We start from the raw sequence: 15,485 nt of genomic DNA on the forward strand, positions 1-15,485 counted from the left end.
TCCCTAATCAACGGCGGCTGGCCGCCGACACGCCGGCCACCTCGCGCAAGGCGTCGAGCGCCTTTTGCAAAGAGCTCGCGCCACGCACCTCAACGGTAAACACCATATGGGCAAGCGATTGTTTACTCTGGGTATTCACACCCACGACATTCAGCCGCAGGCGGGCGAAGACCTCAGAAAGGTCGCGCAGCAGGCCGGGGCGATCGTGGGCACGCACGCTGATGTCGACCGGGTAGTAGCTATCTGAGGTGTCTCCCCAATCGACCGCAATGACCCGCTCGGGCTCGCGCTCGGCGAGCGCTTTGAAACTATGGCAATCGGCGCGATGAATGGACACACCGCGCCCCCGCGTGACAAAACCCTGGATATCGTCGGGCGGCGCGGGACGGCAGCAACGCGCCAACTGCGTGAGCAAAGATCCGACACCCACCACCAATACACCGCTCTTGCCCGTCTTTTCGGCGCTGTCGGCGCTACGCGCATGCGTGAGCAAAGAGGGCGGCTCTGGCGCGGCTACCGGCTGCTGAAATACGCTGTCGATCTGCCGCAGGCTGAACTCTTCCTTGGCCGCCGCCACATACAAATCATCTGCTTTGGCGAAACCCAGGCTCTGCGCCAACTGCTCCAGGTTGATGGCGGTCTTGCCCAGGCGTTGCAACTCCTTTTCGACCAGGGCTTGGCCCTGGGTGATGCGCTGCTGCAACTCGATGGCGTTAAACCACATGCGCACCTTGGCGCGAGCCCGGGGGCTGGCCAGATAGCCAAGCTGCGGATTCAGCCAATCCCGCGAGGGGCCGCCCGACTTGGCGGCGATGATTTCCACGGTTTGTCCCGTCGACAAACGGGTTTGCAGGGGCACCATCTGCCCATCCACACGGGCTCCCCGGCAGCGGTGGCCAAGATCGGTGTGCAGGTGATAGGCAAAATCCACTGGCGTGGCATCCTGCGGCAGTTCGATCACCCGCGCCTGGGGCGTCAGTACGTAAATACGGTCATCGCCCTGATGCTCAGGCACCTCGCGGGGCGTATGCACGCCATCTTCATTGGCCGCCTCGACATCGCTATTCCAGGCCAACAGTTGGCGCATCCAGGCCAATTGGCGGTCATAGTCGCTCGAGGCCGCCACCTGTCCCCCTTTCGCGCCGGCCTCTTTGTAGCGCCAGTGCGCCGCCATGCCGTACTCGGCGAACTGATGCATTTCCCGCGTGCGGATCTGCACCTCGAACGCACGGCCCTCCTCATCCATGACGACGGTATGCAGCGAGCGATAACCATTGGGCTTGGGCCGGGAAATATAGTCGTCGAACTCTTCGGGGATGGGCGTCCACAGTTCATGCACCAGGGCCAGCGCGGAATAGCAGTCGCGCACGTCATCCACAATGACGCGCAAGGCGCGCAAGTCATAGAGCTTGGAAAAATCCAGGCCTTTGATCCGTGTTTTGTTCCAGATACTGTAGATGTGCTTGGGCCGCCCACTGACCTCGCCCTTGATACCGGCCCGCGCCAGCACAGCCTGAATGCGCGCAATGGTGTCGGTAATGAAGGCCTCGCGCTCGACGCGCTTTTCCTCCAGCAGCCGGGCGATTTCCTTATAGCGATCGGGTTCAAGAAAACGGAAAGACAGGTCTTCCATTTCCCACTTGATCTGCCAGATGCCCAGACGATTGGCCAAGGGCGTGTAGAGATCCAGGGTCTCGCGGGCAAAAGCCGGATTACAGGGCGTTTTGGTTTCCGCATGCCAGCGCAGACTTTGCAGCCGAGAAGCCAGACGCATCAGCACAATGCGCAGGTCGGCCGCCATGGCCAGCAGCATCTTGCGCTGCATTTCTTTCTGAGAACCTGTCACGGCTGCCGTATCGGCCGCCTGGCGTGCCACGACGCCCAATCGCAGCAGGGCACGGGCGCCCTGCACCAGGCGCACCACCTCGGCGCCGAACACCTTGGTCAAAGGATCATTGCGCAGCGGCGATGCGCTCAGGTCAGCGGGCAAGGTCGCCAGCAAAGCGGCCGCACGGGTAGCGGCATCCGTATGCAGATTGGCCAGAATACGCACCACGCACGCCGCATGGTGTGTCAGCGGCTCGCCCGTGATGGCGTTCTGCCCGTCAAAGCGCGGCAAAGCCCAGGCTGCAGCCTGGACCAGCAAATCCATGCCGGCTTCGTCCAGGCCGGCACCGGCCGCCTGGCGCCAGGCCATATCGAAGGGCTCGGTCAACGTTGACGTGTCAGAGGCAGACATAGCGAGTCAGGCTGAGATTCGGGAAAGACAATGAAACAGCGGTGCAACTCTGGACAGCGCAGATACCCTGAGCAGAGCGCCAGACCGAAACTGCGCCATAATCTGGCGGCGCTGTCGCTCCGATCATTTTAGAAATATTTCGCACACTCTACACTACGGGCCAGCAAGCCCACCCGCCAGGCAGCGCAGAGGGGAATATGGATATGTTCAGATGGTTGACAGGCCGTGGTGCATCGCAGGCAGAGGTGCAGGAGATGCAGGCGCGCATTCCCGAGCCGCTATGGCGCGACGTGCTGGCTGCACACCCCTTTTTCGATGCGCTGGACGCCGCCGATCTGGAGGCGCTGCGCGCCCGCGCCGCCTGGCTGCTGGCCAGCAAACAAATCAATGCCGCAGGCTGCCTGGAGCTGAACGACTTCATGCGCCTGTCTATCTGCGCGCAGGCCGCGCTGCCCATTCTCAAACTCAGTCCGCAACTTTATGCCGGTTGGGACGAGATCATTGTCTACCCCAGCGGATTCACTATCCCGCAGGTCATGCAGGACGAAGATGGCGTGGTGCACGAATACCTCGAAGAGGCCGCCGGACAGGCCTGGGATGGCGGCCCGGTGATTCTCTCTTGGGACGACGCGGCAGACGCCCAGGAGGCTTTCAACGTGGTTATCCACGAGTTTGCGCACAAACTGGATTTACGCGCCGGCAGCGCTGACGGCATGCCCGACCTGGGCCCGGGTCTTTCTCCCCGCCAATGGCAGCAGACACTGCAAGACAGCCTCGCGCACTTTCGCCGGGCGCTGGATGAGATCGAGGCGGCCATTCCGCCCGACATCGATCCGGAGAGCCCGGATGCCGATACCTGGTATGGTCAACTCCCGCTCGACCCCTACGCGGCAACGGATGAGGCCGAGTTCTTCGCTGTCAGTTCCGAACATTTCTTCACCGCTCCCTGGCCCTTGGCCGAGGCGATGCCTGATTGGTACGCACTACTGCGCGCCTACTACCAACAAGACCCGCTAGCGAGACTGTCATGAAAGAACTGCTTATCGTGTGGCACTCACGTACGGGCGCGGCGCGCCTGTTAGCTCAAGCGCTGGAAAGCGGCGCCTTGCAGGCTGCGGCCGAGGGGGGCCACAGCGATGATTTCCGGGTGCGGCGGCTGCCAGCTCACGAAGCGCAGGGGCAGGATGTGTTGGCGGCGGATGGCTTGATATTCTGCGCCCCCGAAAACCTCGGCAGCCTGAGCGGCGAAATGAAGGACTTCTTTGACCGCTGCTACTACGCGGTGGACACGCATCTGGCCGGACGCCCCTATGGCGCCGTCATCAGCGCCGGCACGGATGGCGAAGGCGCGGCAAGGCAGATCGAACGTATCTGCACCAGATGGCGACTGAATCGGATCGCCCCGACGCTGGTCGTGCGCAACGGCGCACAGACCCCGGAGGCCATTCTCGCGCCAAAACAACTGGATGGGCCGACAGCCGCCCAAGCGCAGAACCTGGGAGGATTGCTGGCGGCCACCCTGCTGCTGGGGGCCCTCCCTGCTTGAGCGAACGCCTGCGCGGCGTCCGCTCAAACCGGGTGGACGCCTCACATCAGGCGATGGCGGCCGTCACGACGATCTCGACCTTGTAATCGGGATTGGCCAGGCGGGCCTCGACCGTTGCACGCGGAGGCGAATTGCCTGCGGCGACCCAAGCGTCCCAAGCCTTGTTCATGCCGTCGAATTCCTTCATATTGGCCACGAAGATCTGGGCCATCAGGATTTTGCTCTTGTCGGTGCCCGCTTCGGCCAGCAGACGGTCGATGGTCGCCAGCACCTGAGCGGTTTGACCCGTGATGTCCAGCGAGGCATCGTCAGGCACCTGGCCAGCCAGATACGCGACACCGTTGTAAACGGCCATGTCAGAGAGACGCTTTTCAATATTGAAGCGCTTGATGCTGCTCATAAACTTCCCCTTAGAGTGGTTAGCGGCGGAAAAAAAGAAATCAGGCTGGCGCCAGCTCGAAAACCTGACGCAGATAGGCCAGATAGGCCGGATCGTCGCACATGGTTTTCTCGGGCGCGTCGGAAACCTTGGCGACCGGCTGCCCGTTGCAGCGGACCATTTTCATCACGATCTGCAAAGGCTGATGACCCAAATCGTTGGTGAGATTGGTGCCGATACCGAATGAAACCTTGCAGCGGCCGGCAAACTGGCGAGCCAGTTCGATCGCGCGCGGGAAGGTCAGCGCATCGGAGAATACCAGGGTCTTGGTGCGAGGATCGACCCGATTTTTGCGATAGTGCTCCAGCAGGCGCTCTCCCCAGACAAAGGGGTCACCCGAGTCATGGCGCGCGCCATCGAAGAGCTTGCAGAAATACATATCGAAATCGCGCAGAAAGGCGTCGGTGCCATACACATCGGAAAGCGCAATGCCGAGGTCTCCCCGGTACTCTTTGGCCCAGACTTCCAAGGCGAAGACCTGGGAGTCGCGCAGGCGCGGCCCCAGGGCCTGGCAGGCCTGGAGATACTCGTGCCCCATCGTCCCCAACGGCAGCACGTTATGGCGCATGGCGAGCAGCACATTGCTGGTGCCCGCGAAGTGCTGCCCCATCTCTGCCTTCATGGTGGCGACGACCTCTTCATGCCAGCGCTTTGAGAAGCGCCGGCGGGTGCCGTATTCGGCCACGCGGAAATCGGTGAGCGCCGGGTCGTCCAGCACCAGATGCATCTTGGACTGCAAACGCTGGCGGCCCTCTTCCCAGTCGGGATGGGTCTGCACGTTGCGGAAATAGACTTCATTGACGATGGCCAGCACAGGAATCTCGAACAGAATCGTGTGCAACCAGGGGCCTTTCACCGTGATGGATATCTCGCCAGGCTCCCTGCCCTCTTCAATGGCGATGCAACGCTCGGGCAGATGAAACAGGCCCAAAAAATCGACGAAATCGCTCTTGATGAAGCGCAGGCCGCGCAAATAATCGAGCTCTTCGCTAGTGAAGCGCAACTGGCACAGTGCGTGGATTTCCTGGCGGATTTCGTCCAGGTAGGGACGCAAATCGACGCCCTGATTCCGGCATTTATAACGGTACTCGACCTGCGCAGCAGGAAAATGATGCAGCACCACCTGCATCATGGAGAACTTATACAGGTCGGTGTCGAGCAACGAAGTGATAATCATGGTGCTGGCGGATTCATTTTGCGCAAACCATAGCATATCGAGCCGCTTTCCAAGCACTGCCACCCTGCCCGCATCCTGGGTTATCGTGCCTGACAGCCTTGCTCGGGTAAAATCCCGGACAACAAAGCTTACAAGCCATGCCCGATCCCGGAGTTCTTCAGAATGACCCACGTTGTTACCGAAAACTGTATTAAGTGCAAATACACGGACTGCGTCGATGTATGTCCCGTGGACTGTTTTCGGGAAGGTCCGAATTTCCTGGTAATCGACCCGGATGAGTGTATTGATTGCGCCGTGTGCATTCCCGAATGCCCGGCCAATGCGATTTACGCCGAGGAAGACGTGCCGCAAGACCAAATGAAATTCATCGCCCTTAACGCCGAATTGTCGGCTGAATTCGCCAGCATCAGCCGCGCCAAAAAGCCGCTGCCTGACGCCGACGAATGGAACGGCGTGCAAGACAAACTGCAACATCTCGAGCGCTGAAAGGCCTGCCCTGCGGCCTATGACCGATAGCAAATACACCCACCAGACCGTCACGGCTATCCGCAACTGGGTTCCTGGCAAACTGTTTTCCCTGCGGGTCACGCGCGACGAGCAGTTCGCGTTCCAGGCCGGGCAATTTGCCCGTGTGGGCTTGCCGGCCCAGGGCGGCACCGAGCCGTCTATCTGGCGCGCTTACTCGATGGTGTCCGCCCCCGGCGAGTCCGAACTGGAGTTCTACTCCATCGTCATGCCCGGAGGGGAATTCAGCCCCCGCATGGCCGCGCTGCGGCCTGGCGATTCGCTATATATCGAGAAAAAACCCTTCGGCTTTCTGACCCCGGATCGTTTCGAACCGGGCGGCTCGCTCTGGTTGCTCGCTTCGGGCACCGGCCTGTCGGCCTATATGTCCATGTTGCGCGACCCGGCCACGTGGCAGCGCTTTGACCGGATCGCGCTGGTGCATGGCGTGCGCTACGCCGAAGAACTGGCCTACCGCGAAGAAATCGAGCAGCTACACCAGCGTGCTGACCTGGCGCCTTATTTTCAGGCCAGGGCGGACAAGCTGCGCTACCTGCCGATCGCGACAAGGGAATCCCTGCCCGGCCTGCCGCAAGCGCGCCTGACCACACTGCTGGCCGACGGCCAGCTGGAAGCGCTATTGGGCGAAAAACTGGAGCCGGCACTGGTGAAAATCATGCTTTGCGGTAATCCGGGCATGTTGGCCGATGGGCGAAAACTGCTCGCCGAACGCGGTTTCGCGCCGGGCCGTCGCGGGATTCCAGGCAATTTGGCCGTCGAAAACTACTGGTAAGCCCAGACGGCATTCAGAAGGGCGGTGCTTTTTCGCAACAATCCCGCCACGAAACAGGCGAAAAATCAGACTTTATCGAAATACCGTTATAGTCCAGCACCCGATAAAGTCGCCGCCCATCCAGGATTGCCATCCCGATGCTGTACGAATTGCACGAAATGCAAAAGGCGTTCTTGCGGCCTCTGGCCGCATTCACGGACGCCAGTTCGCAACTGTTCTCCAGCCCCTACAGCCCTCTGGCTTACACACCCTTGTCACGGCAGTTGGCTGCCAGCTGTGAACTGATCCACCGCATCGGAAAGGAATATCAGAAACCTGGATGGGGTCTGAACAGCACCCCGATAGACGGCCGCGAAGTCAAGGTGATGGAAACGATCGCACTCGACCGGCCTTTCTGCCGTCTAGTGCATTTCCAGCGCGATCTGCGCGACACGGCTGACCGCAATGACCCGCGCGTGCTGCTAGTGGCCCCCCTGTCGGGCCATCACGCCACCCTGCTGCGCGACACCGTGCGCGCCTTGCTGCCGGCGCATGATGTGTACGTCACTGACTGGGTCGATGCGCGCATGGTTGCCCTCTCGGCCGGCCCCTTCCATCTGAACGATTATGTGCGCTATGTGCAGGACTTCATCCGCCATCTGGGGCCGGACCTGCATGTCATTTCAGTCTGTCAGCCGACGGTGCCCGTGCTGGCGGCCATCTCACTCATGGCTGCCGCAGAAGAGCCGGCACAACCGCGCAGCATGGTCATGATGGGCGGCCCGATCGACCCACGCGAGTCTCCCACTCAGGTGAACAACCTGGCGACCACCAAGCCTTACGCCTGGTTCGAGACCCAGCTCATCCATGCCGTACCACTCAACTACCCTGGCGCCGGCCGCAAGGTCTATCCGGGTTTTCTGCAGCACGCCGGATTCATGGCCATGAATCCGGATCGCCACCTAAAGTCGCATTACGACTTCTATCTGCATCTGCTGCGCGGCGACGATAGCGATGTGGCGGCCCATCGCCGTTTCTACGACGAGTACAACGCGGTGCTGGACATGCCGGCCGAATTCTATCTGGACACCATACGCAGCGTGTTCCAAGAGTTCCGTCTGCCCAGCGGCACGTGGGATATCGATGGTGAGCGTGTCCGTCCCCAAGCCATCCGGAAAACCTCGCTATTGACCGTGGAAGGCGAACTCGATGATATTTCGGGCCAGGGTCAGACCCGCGCCGCCATCAAACTCTGTCGCGGCATCCCGGCCGCGCGTAAGATGCACTACACGGTCCAGGGTGCAGGGCATTACGGTATTTTTTCGGGCCGCCGTTGGCGCGAGCAGGTCTGCCCTAAAATTGCGGAATTCATCCGCCTGTCCTGACACGCCCCGATTTCTCTACGGGCCCGACGTGTTTCAGGGCCCGTTTTCTTTTCTATGCTGCCTTCACTCACCGACCGCATCGACGCCGTACTGCCTCAAACGCAATGCACCAAATGCGGCTATGACGGCTGCCGGCCCTATGCCCAGGCGCTTGCCGACGGCGCGGCAGACATCAACCGCTGCCCTCCTGGCGGCCAGGAGGGCGTCAAAACACTGGCCGCCCTGCTATCGCTGCCCGAGCTGCCGCTCGACCGCGAACGCGGCGAACCCGGGCCGCTGCTGGTGGCGCGCATCGACGAAGCGCATTGCATCGGCTGCACGCTCTGTATCCGGGCCTGTCCGGTGGACGCCATCGCAGGCGCCAATAAACGCATGCACACCGTTCTGGCCGACTTGTGCAGTGGCTGTGATCTGTGCGTAGCGCCCTGTCCGGTGGATTGCATCGACATGGTGCCCGCCGGCCGCGACTGGACTGCCAGCGACGCCAGTGCGGCGCGCCAGCGGCACAGGGAGCGCGCCCTGCGGCTGGCTCGGGAAACGGCCGACAATGCGCGCCTCATGGCCGACGCCAGCGCCGAAGAGACCCTACAGCCCGCCGTCGCCACCCCGACTGCGCCAGAGGCCAGCGAACAAAAGCGCTCCGCCATCGAGGCCGCCCTGGCGCGCGCACGCGCGCGTCGCACCCAACGTCCCTGATACGCCATGAATGCCGCCAAACGCCGCGAGATTTTTGAGCGCCTGCGGGCCGCCAACCCGCATCCGACCACCGAACTGGAATATGAAACCCCCTTCCAGTTGCTGATCGCCGTGCTGCTATCGGCGCAGGCCACGGACAAGTCTGTGAACATCGCGACACGCAAGTTCTTCGCGCAGCATGGCACGCCCGCAGGCATGGTGGCGCTGGGCGAGGCCAGGCTTGCTGAATACATCAAGACGATCGGCCTATTTCGCACCAAGGCCAAAAACGCCATCGCCACCAGCCGCATCATTCTCGAACAACATGGCGCAGAGGTGCCGCGCAGCCGAGAGGCGCTGGAAGCCTTGCCCGGCGTCGGGCGCAAGACGGCCAACGTTGTGCTCAACACGGCCTTCGGCATGCCGACAATGGCCGTGGACACCCATATTTTCCGTGTCTCCAATCGCACCGGGTTGGCGCCCGGAAAAAATGTGCTTGAAGTCGAGCTCAAGTTGGAAAAAGTGGTGCCGTCCGAATTCAAGCTTGATGCCCATCACTGGCTGATCCTGCACGGCCGCTACATTTGCGTGGCGCGCACGCCGAAATGTCCGCAATGCGGCATCGCGGACTTGTGCGAATTCAAATCCAAGACGGCCGCTTGACGAGGCGCTCCTGAGCGGCCGCCAGGGTCGTGCTCCGGTCTGATTACCGCGGCGCGATCTGTGTGGCGCCCCCCGCCAAGCGCCCTGGCAGCGCGCCATTGTCACCCTGTTGACAATCCTGCATGGCGCAGCGCAAAACCTATGAGAAACCCCCATGGAATTGGCAGGGAGAGCTATCGCATACTCGCCGCAACCCTTTCAAAAAAAGCCAACGCGGGTGCAGCGTCATGGACGATACGATCCTGGAGACAAAAGGACTGACGAAGGAGTTTCGCGGCTTTGTCGCGGTCAACAACGTCAACCTGCGCATTAAGCGTGGACACATACACGCGCTCATCGGCCCGAACGGGGCCGGGAAGACGACCTGCTTCAATCTGCTGACAAAATTCTTGTCGCCCACATCGGGCAGCATTTACTTCAACGGGCATGACATCACGCGTGAACGCCCGGCTCAGATCGCGCGTAGAGGCGTCATCCGCTCATTCCAGATTTCCGCTGTTTTCCCGCATCTAACCGTGCTGGAAAACGTGCGCCTGGGCCTGCAGCGCCGCACAGGCCTGTCTTATCAATTCTGGCGCAGCGAGGCCGGACTCGCGCATCTGAACGCGCCGGCGCGGGCATTGCTCGAAGAGGTTGACCTAGGCGGCTTTGCCAACGAAATGACAATCAACCTGCCCTATGGCCGCAAGCGCGCGCTGGAGATCGCCACTACGCTCGCCATGGAGCCCGAGCTGATGCTGCTCGATGAGCCCACGCAAGGCATGGGCCATGAGGATGTCGATCGCGTCACGCAACTCATCAAGCGCGTGAGCGCCGGCCGCACCATCCTCATGGTCGAACACAATATGAACGTCGTGCCGAGCATCGCAAACACCATCACGGTGCTGGCTCGCGGCGCAGTGCTGGCTGAAGGCCCTTATGCCGAGGTTTCCCGTCATCCGGCCGTCATGCAAGCCTATATGGGCACCGCGACAGGCGAACTGCAAGGAGCCCACGCATGACCGCACCCGCGCTTGAAATCACAGATTTGCAAGCTTGGTATGGCGAATCGCACATCCTGCACGGCGTCAATCTACGCATCGCCAAAGGAGAAGTCGTCACACTGCTGGGACGCAATGGCGCGGGCCGCACAACGACGCTGCGCGCCGTGCTGGGCCTGACCGGATCGCGCTCGGGCTCTGTGCGTATTCACGGCACTGAAGCCATCGATCTGCCCACGTACAAAATCGCCCATCTGGGCGTGGGGTATTGCCCCGAAGAACGAGGCATCTTCGCCAGCCTGTCGTGCGAAGAAAACCTGCTGCTGCCCCCTCCGGTGGGCGGGGCACTGGGCGGCGGCATGTCGCTGGCGGAAATCTACGAGATGTTCCCCAATCTGCATGAGCGCCGCCATTCGCCGGGCACCCGACTTTCCGGCGGAGAGCAGCAGATGCTGGCCGTGGCGCGCATTCTGCGCACCGGCGCCAATCTGCTGCTCTTGGACGAGATTTCCGAAGGTCTGGCCCCGGTGATCGTCCAAGCGCTGGCACGCATGATCACCGCCTTGAAGGCACGCGGCTACACCATCGTGATGGTGGAACAGAACTTTCGTTTCGCTGCCCCGCTGGCGGACCGCTTCTATGTCATGGAGCATGGCCAGATCGTCGAGCACTTCGGTGCGGCGGAACTCCCCGAGAAACAGGACACGCTCAACGACCTGCTGGGCGTCTGAAAAAACCTGTCAATTGCCGGCCTGCCGGCGCCCCCAAAAGGAAAGATAGGAGTCATCCCATGAAGTTGCGCATCATCACTGCAGCACTGGCCTTGGCAGGCCTGGGAAGCCTAGGGCTACCCGCCCAAGCAAACGGCATTTCCAATGACGTCATCCGTATCGGCTTCATCACCGATATGTCGGGCGTGTATTCCGACATCGACGGCAAGGCTGGTGTCGAGGCCATCCGCATGGCGATCGAGGATGCAGGGGGCAATATCAACGGCAAGAAAATCGAGTTGCTGACGGCCGATCACCAGAACAAGGCCGACGTGGCGTCGGCGCGCGCCCGCGAGTGGTTCGATCAGCAGCATCTCGACGTGCTGATCGGCGGCACCAATTCGGCAACCAGCCTGGCCATGGCGCAAGTCGCCGCCGAAAAGAAAAAGCCCTTCATCGCGGTGGGCGCGGGCGCATCGGATCTCACCAACGCCCAGTGCTCGCCTTACACCGTTCATTACGCCTACGACACCGTCGCGCTGGCGCGCGGTACCGGCTCGGCCGTCGTGAAAGACGGCGGGAAAAGTTGGTTTTTCCTGACTGCCGACTATGCTTTCGGGCACGCCCTGGAGCGCGATACCGCCAATGTCGTGAAGGCCTCTAGCGGCGAGGTCAAAGGCCAGGTTCGCGCTCCCTTGGGCGCATCGGATTTCTCATCTTTCCTGTTGCAGGCGCAAAGCTCTAAAGCGCAGATTCTTGGTCTGGCCAATGCCGGCGGCGATACGATCAACGCGATCAAGGCGGCAAACGAATTCGGCATCACCAACGCCATGAAAATGGCCGGCCTGCTGGTCTTCATCAACGACATCCACTCGCTCGGCCTGGACGCCACCAAAGGCATGTATCTGACCGACGGCTGGTACTGGGATCAATCAGATGACGCCCGCGCCTGGTCCAAGCGCTTCGAAGATCGCGTCAAGCGCAAACCCTCGATGTTGCAGGCGGGGGATTACTCTGCCGCCAAGTTCTACCTGGATGCCGTGAAAGCCACCGGCACCGACGATGCCGACAGCATCATGAAGTGGATGAAGTCGAACAAGATCAACGACTTCTTCGCCAAGAACGGACAGGTGCGCGAGGACGGCCGCATGGTGCACGACATGTACCTCATGCAGGTCAAGACACCGGCCGAATCCAAAGGCCCCTGGGACTACTACAAGGTGGTGGCCACCCTGCCGGGCGATGAGGTGTACACCAAGCTGTCCGAATCGACCTGCAAGCTGCTCAAGAAGTAAGCCGCGCTCTCAGGCTCAGGCCGCCCCCGCTCGAGCGGGGCGGCTGCGCCCTCATCGCAACAACTCTCATCGCACGCGCAGGACTTCCACACGATGACTGATATTTTCGGCATCCCCATCCAGGCCTTGCTAGGGCAATTACTGCTAGGGCTGGTCAACGGTTCTTTCTACGCCATGCTGTCGCTGGGACTCGCCGTGATTTTCGGCTTGCTCAACGTGATCAATTTCGCCCATGGCGCGCTCTACATGCTGGGCGCTTTCGTCGCCTGGATGGGCTTGAGTTATCTTGGCCTGAACTACTGGGTCATGCTGATTCTGGCGCCGCTGGTGGTCGGCCTGTTCGGCATCATCATCGAGCGCTGTCTGCTGCGCCATCTGTACAAACTGGATCATCTCTATGGCCTCTTGCTGACCTTCGGCTTGACGCTGCTGATCGAGGGTATTTTCCGCAGCCTGTATGGCGTCTCCGGCCAACCCTACCCCACACCGGATCTGCTGCGCGGCGCGACCAACCTGGGTTTCATGATTCTTCCCATCTACCGGGGCTGGGTCGTGATCGCTTCCCTCGTGGTCTGCCTGGCCACCTGGTTCGTCATTGAACGCACCCGTTTGGGCGCGCTGCTGCGGGCTGGCACCGAAAATCCCAAGTTGGTCGAAGCTTTCGGCGTCAACGTCCCGCGCATGATCACCCTGACCTACGGTTTCGGCGTGGCATTGGCCGGGTTTGCCGGCGTGCTGGCCGCGCCGGTGCTGCAAATTTCTCCCCTGATGGGCTCCAACCTCATCATTGTCGTGTTCGCAGTGGTCGTGATCGGCGGCATGGGCTCCATCATGGGCGCCATCGTCACCGGCCTCGGGCTGGGCGTGATCGAAGGCCTGACCAAGGTGTTCTGGCCAGAAGCCTCGAGCACCGTTGTTTTCATCATCATGGCCATCGTGCTCCTGCTGCGCCCGGCCGGGCTGTTTGGAAAAGAGAAATGAACCGTCAACTGCTAGGCTATGCCGCCGCCGTGATCGTTGTGGGCGCCCTGCCGTTTCTAGGCGTGTATCCGATCTTTGTCATGAAGGTGATGTGCTACGCGCTCTTTGCCTGCGCCTTCAATCTGTTGCTGGGCTATACCGGCCTGCTCTCCTTTGGCCATGCGGCCTTTTTGGGTAGCGCCGCCTATGCGACGGGGCAGGCACTGAAGGTGTGGGGCTGGCCGACCGAGCTGGGCCTGTTGTTCGGCGTCGTGGTGGCTGCGCTGCTGGGCCTGGCGATGGGTGCATTGGCCATCCGACGCAGTGGCATCTATTTCGCGATGATCACGCTCGCGCTGGCGCAAATGGTGTTTTTCTTTTTCTTGCAAGCCAAGTTCACGGGCGGCGAGGATGGACTTCAAGGCGTGCCGCGCGGCAAGGCTTTAGGCTTTATCGACCTGTCTCAGGACATCAACCTGTATTACCTGGTGATGGTCTTGTTCATCATTGGCTACTTCATCATCTGGCGCACCGTGCACTCACCCTTCGGGCAGGTGCTCAAAGGCCTGCGCGAGAACGAGCCCCGGGCGATCTCGCTCGGCTATGACACGGATCGCTTCAAGCTGCTGGCCTTCGTACTGTCGGCGGCCATCGCCGGCCTGGCCGGTTCCGCCAAAACACTGGTCTTCGTGTCGGCCACGCTTTCTGACGCCACCTGGCAGATGTCTGGCCTGGTCATTCTCATGACCCTGGTGGGCGGGATGGGTACGCTTACCGGCCCCATCATTGGCGCCTTTGTAGTAGTGCTGCTGGAAAACAAGGTGGGCGATTTTGGCCAGTTCATGGCCAATCTGACAGGCATGGACTGGTTCTTGCGCCTGGGCGAATCGGTCACCATCGTGATCGGCCTGATATTCGTCATCTGCGTCATGGCGTTCCGCCGCGGCCTGGTGGGCGAATTCAGCGCATGGCTGGAGCGCCGCCGCATGGCGCGCGCCTGAAGCCCTCGCCTTGCCAGGTTTTCCTCGCCATGCCGCTTCGCCAGAAAACCCGGACAAGGCGATAGGGCTTGCCGGGTTTCGAACCCGCCGCCGCCGCAGGGGCTGGCGTTCGCGCGCTGGCCGTCCTGATGCCGATCTAGGCCGAGGTCAGGACAGCCCCGCACAGGCTCCGAGACCCTGGGAAGAAAAATGCGCGGTGCGCGGGCAGCTCAGGCTGCCGAAATGAGGTATCCGTTATGCTTTAAACCTTGGCACTCGCCTACGACTCAAGGATAGAAGCAAGATGGACGCCCTCTTCTGGTACAACGGCCAATGGATGACCGACAACCCCAAGCTGCTCGGACCCGCCGATCATGCCTTCTGGATGGCGAGCATGGTTTTCGATGGCGCTCGCGCTTTTCGCGGCCTGACGCCGGATCTGGATCTGCACTGCCAGCGAGTGGTTCGCTCGGCCGAACGCATGCTGATGAAACCGCAGTTGTCGGCGACAGAGATAGAAACGCTATGCCTCGAGGCCATCGCGCGCTTTCCCGCCGGCAGCGAGCTGTACATCAAGCCCATGTTTTATTGCGCCGACGGCTTTCTGCTGCCGGATGCCGAGAAAACCCAGTTTGTGCTCCATGTTTTTAATGCGCCCATGCCGGGCAGCAAGGGCTTCTCGGCCGGTTTCTCCAGCTTTGTGCGCTCCTGGCCCAATATGGCGCCCACCGATGCCAAAGCCTCCTGCCTCTACCCCAACGGTCAGCGCGCAATTGCCGAAGCGGCATCCCGCGGCTTTGACAACGCCATCATGTGCGACGGCGACGGTCATCTGGCCGAGTTCGCGTCCAGCAATATCTGGCTGGCCAAGGATGGCGTCGTATTCACGCCTGTGCCCAACGGCACCTTTCTCAATGGAATCACGCGGCAACGGGTGCTGACGCTGCTGCGCGAAGATGGCGTGACCGTACATGAACGCAGCCTGACCCGCGCCGACCTCGAAGCTGCCGACGAAGTGTTCTCCACCGGCAACTACGGCAAAGTGCTGCACGTCAACCGCGTCGAAGACCGGGCCCTGCCCTACGGACCGCTGGCGCAGCGCGCTCACCGTCTTTATATGGCCTATGCGGAGAAAACGGCATAAGCCCATGCCGCGCACG

16 protein-coding genes are annotated in these 15,485 nt (G+C 61.3%); 13 read left to right on the forward strand and 3 right to left on the reverse strand.

Going from position 1 to position 15,485, the window contains the following annotated elements; genetic code table 11:
• Positions 1–7 precede the first annotated feature (7 nt).
• The gene (locus tag U0029_RS11900; protein WP_114851817.1) at positions 8–2,239 is read right to left on the reverse strand and encodes a RelA/SpoT family protein; all 2,232 of its coding nucleotides are present in this window, start codon (positions 2,237–2,239) and stop codon (positions 8–10) included.
• 203 nt (positions 2,240–2,442) lie between these two features.
• Here U0029_RS11900 and U0029_RS11905 point away from each other — a divergent pair, with 203 nt between their 5' ends.
• Positions 2,443–3,270, forward strand: coding sequence for a M90 family metallopeptidase (locus tag U0029_RS11905; protein WP_012416783.1), 828 nt, complete (start codon positions 2,443–2,445; stop codon positions 3,268–3,270).
• On the forward strand, positions 3,267–3,785 hold the full coding sequence (locus tag U0029_RS11910) for a flavodoxin family protein (RefSeq protein ID WP_114851816.1): 519 nt from the start codon (positions 3,267–3,269) through the stop codon (positions 3,783–3,785). The genes U0029_RS11905 and U0029_RS11910 overlap by 4 nt, the downstream gene beginning before the upstream one ends.
• A 46-nt stretch (positions 3,786–3,831) precedes the next feature.
• On the opposite strand, the gene U0029_RS11915 is transcribed toward U0029_RS11910, so the two are convergent.
• Both U0029_RS11915 and pncB read right to left on the reverse strand, forming a co-directional pair.
• Positions 3,832–4,185, reverse strand: a complete 354-nt coding sequence (locus tag U0029_RS11915; protein ID WP_012416781.1) for a RidA family protein — start codon at positions 4,183–4,185, stop codon at positions 3,832–3,834.
• A 40-nt stretch (positions 4,186–4,225) separates the two neighbouring features.
• Positions 4,226–5,401, reverse strand: a complete 1,176-nt coding sequence (pncB, locus tag U0029_RS11920; RefSeq protein WP_039051668.1) for a nicotinate phosphoribosyltransferase — start codon at positions 5,399–5,401, stop codon at positions 4,226–4,228.
• 162 nt (positions 5,402–5,563) lie between these two features.
• On the opposite strand from pncB, the gene fdxA reads away from it, so the two are divergent.
• The 11 genes from fdxA to U0029_RS11975 all read left to right on the forward strand — a co-directional run bounded on the left by fdxA (position 5,564) and on the right by U0029_RS11975 (position 15,469).
• A complete protein-coding gene (gene fdxA, locus U0029_RS11925) occupies positions 5,564–5,887 on the forward strand; it encodes a ferredoxin FdxA (protein ID WP_012416779.1) in 324 nt (107 codons plus the stop codon).
• Positions 5,888–5,906: 19 nt separating this feature from the next.
• Positions 5,907–6,698, forward strand: coding sequence for a ferredoxin--NADP reductase (locus U0029_RS11930; protein ID WP_114851815.1), 792 nt, complete (start codon positions 5,907–5,909; stop codon positions 6,696–6,698).
• 137 nt (positions 6,699–6,835) lie between these two features.
• Positions 6,836–8,062 (forward strand): polyhydroxyalkanoate depolymerase, encoded by a 1,227-nt coding sequence (locus tag U0029_RS11935; protein ID WP_012416777.1) that lies wholly within the window; start codon positions 6,836–6,838, stop codon positions 8,060–8,062.
• 54 nt (positions 8,063–8,116) lie between these two features.
• Positions 8,117–8,758: an electron transport complex subunit RsxB gene (gene rsxB / locus U0029_RS11940; protein WP_012416776.1), complete on the forward strand. Its 642-nt coding sequence runs from the start codon at positions 8,117–8,119 to the stop codon at positions 8,756–8,758.
• Between the two features lie 6 nt (positions 8,759–8,764).
• Positions 8,765–9,400, forward strand: coding sequence for an endonuclease III (gene nth / locus U0029_RS11945; RefSeq protein ID WP_012416775.1), 636 nt, complete (start codon positions 8,765–8,767; stop codon positions 9,398–9,400).
• A gap of 227 nt (positions 9,401–9,627) precedes the next feature.
• Positions 9,628–10,401: an ABC transporter ATP-binding protein gene (locus U0029_RS11950; protein ID WP_114851928.1), complete on the forward strand. Its 774-nt coding sequence runs from the start codon at positions 9,628–9,630 to the stop codon at positions 10,399–10,401.
• On the forward strand, positions 10,398–11,111 hold the full coding sequence (locus tag U0029_RS11955) for an ABC transporter ATP-binding protein (RefSeq protein WP_012416773.1): 714 nt from the start codon (positions 10,398–10,400) through the stop codon (positions 11,109–11,111). The genes U0029_RS11950 and U0029_RS11955 overlap by 4 nt, the downstream gene beginning before the upstream one ends.
• A 59-nt stretch (positions 11,112–11,170) precedes the next feature.
• The gene (locus tag U0029_RS11960; protein WP_114851814.1) at positions 11,171–12,385 is read left to right on the forward strand and encodes an ABC transporter substrate-binding protein; all 1,215 of its coding nucleotides are present in this window, start codon (positions 11,171–11,173) and stop codon (positions 12,383–12,385) included.
• Positions 12,386–12,478: 93 nt separating this feature from the next.
• Entirely contained in the window at positions 12,479–13,366 is an 888-nt protein-coding gene (locus tag U0029_RS11965) for a branched-chain amino acid ABC transporter permease (RefSeq protein WP_012416771.1), read from the forward strand.
• The gene (locus U0029_RS11970) at positions 13,363–14,346 is read left to right on the forward strand and encodes a branched-chain amino acid ABC transporter permease (RefSeq protein ID WP_012416770.1); all 984 of its coding nucleotides are present in this window, start codon (positions 13,363–13,365) and stop codon (positions 14,344–14,346) included. The genes U0029_RS11965 and U0029_RS11970 overlap by 4 nt, the downstream gene beginning before the upstream one ends.
• Before the next feature lie 283 nt (positions 14,347–14,629).
• On the forward strand, positions 14,630–15,469 hold the full coding sequence (locus tag U0029_RS11975) for a branched-chain amino acid aminotransferase (protein ID WP_012416769.1): 840 nt from the start codon (positions 14,630–14,632) through the stop codon (positions 15,467–15,469).
• Positions 15,470–15,485 lie beyond the last annotated feature (16 nt).

Source organism: Bordetella avium (assembly GCF_034424645.1).
Taxonomy (GTDB): domain Bacteria; phylum Pseudomonadota; class Gammaproteobacteria; order Burkholderiales; family Burkholderiaceae_B; genus Bordetella; species Bordetella avium.

What these genes read in the sequence shown, in the direction of transcription:
- U0029_RS11975 (WP_012416769.1), top strand. Translation starts at nt 14,630, where the DNA reads ATGGACGCCCTCTTCTGGTACAACGGCCAATGGATGACCGACAACCCC.
- nth (WP_012416775.1), top strand. Translation starts at nt 8,765, where the DNA reads ATGAATGCCGCCAAACGCCGCGAGATTTTTGAGCGCCTGCGGGCCGCC.
- U0029_RS11905 (WP_012416783.1), top strand. Translation starts at nt 2,443, where the DNA reads ATGTTCAGATGGTTGACAGGCCGTGGTGCATCGCAGGCAGAGGTGCAG.
- U0029_RS11930 (WP_114851815.1), top strand. Translation starts at nt 5,907, where the DNA reads ATGACCGATAGCAAATACACCCACCAGACCGTCACGGCTATCCGCAAC.
- pncB (WP_039051668.1), bottom strand. Translation starts at nt 5,401, where the DNA reads ATGATTATCACTTCGTTGCTCGACACCGACCTGTATAAGTTCTCCATG.
- U0029_RS11950 (WP_114851928.1), top strand. Translation starts at nt 9,628, where the DNA reads ATGGACGATACGATCCTGGAGACAAAAGGACTGACGAAGGAGTTTCGC.
- U0029_RS11910 (WP_114851816.1), top strand. Translation starts at nt 3,267, where the DNA reads ATGAAAGAACTGCTTATCGTGTGGCACTCACGTACGGGCGCGGCGCGC.
- rsxB (WP_012416776.1), top strand. Translation starts at nt 8,117, where the DNA reads ATGCTGCCTTCACTCACCGACCGCATCGACGCCGTACTGCCTCAAACG.
- U0029_RS11900 (WP_114851817.1), bottom strand. Translation starts at nt 2,239, where the DNA reads ATGTCTGCCTCTGACACGTCAACGTTGACCGAGCCCTTCGATATGGCC.
- fdxA (WP_012416779.1), top strand. Translation starts at nt 5,564, where the DNA reads ATGACCCACGTTGTTACCGAAAACTGTATTAAGTGCAAATACACGGAC.
- U0029_RS11965 (WP_012416771.1), top strand. Translation starts at nt 12,479, where the DNA reads ATGACTGATATTTTCGGCATCCCCATCCAGGCCTTGCTAGGGCAATTA.
- U0029_RS11960 (WP_114851814.1), top strand. Translation starts at nt 11,171, where the DNA reads ATGAAGTTGCGCATCATCACTGCAGCACTGGCCTTGGCAGGCCTGGGA.
- U0029_RS11970 (WP_012416770.1), top strand. Translation starts at nt 13,363, where the DNA reads ATGAACCGTCAACTGCTAGGCTATGCCGCCGCCGTGATCGTTGTGGGC.
- U0029_RS11955 (WP_012416773.1), top strand. Translation starts at nt 10,398, where the DNA reads ATGACCGCACCCGCGCTTGAAATCACAGATTTGCAAGCTTGGTATGGC.
- U0029_RS11915 (WP_012416781.1), bottom strand. Translation starts at nt 4,185, where the DNA reads ATGAGCAGCATCAAGCGCTTCAATATTGAAAAGCGTCTCTCTGACATG.
- U0029_RS11935 (WP_012416777.1), top strand. Translation starts at nt 6,836, where the DNA reads ATGCTGTACGAATTGCACGAAATGCAAAAGGCGTTCTTGCGGCCTCTG.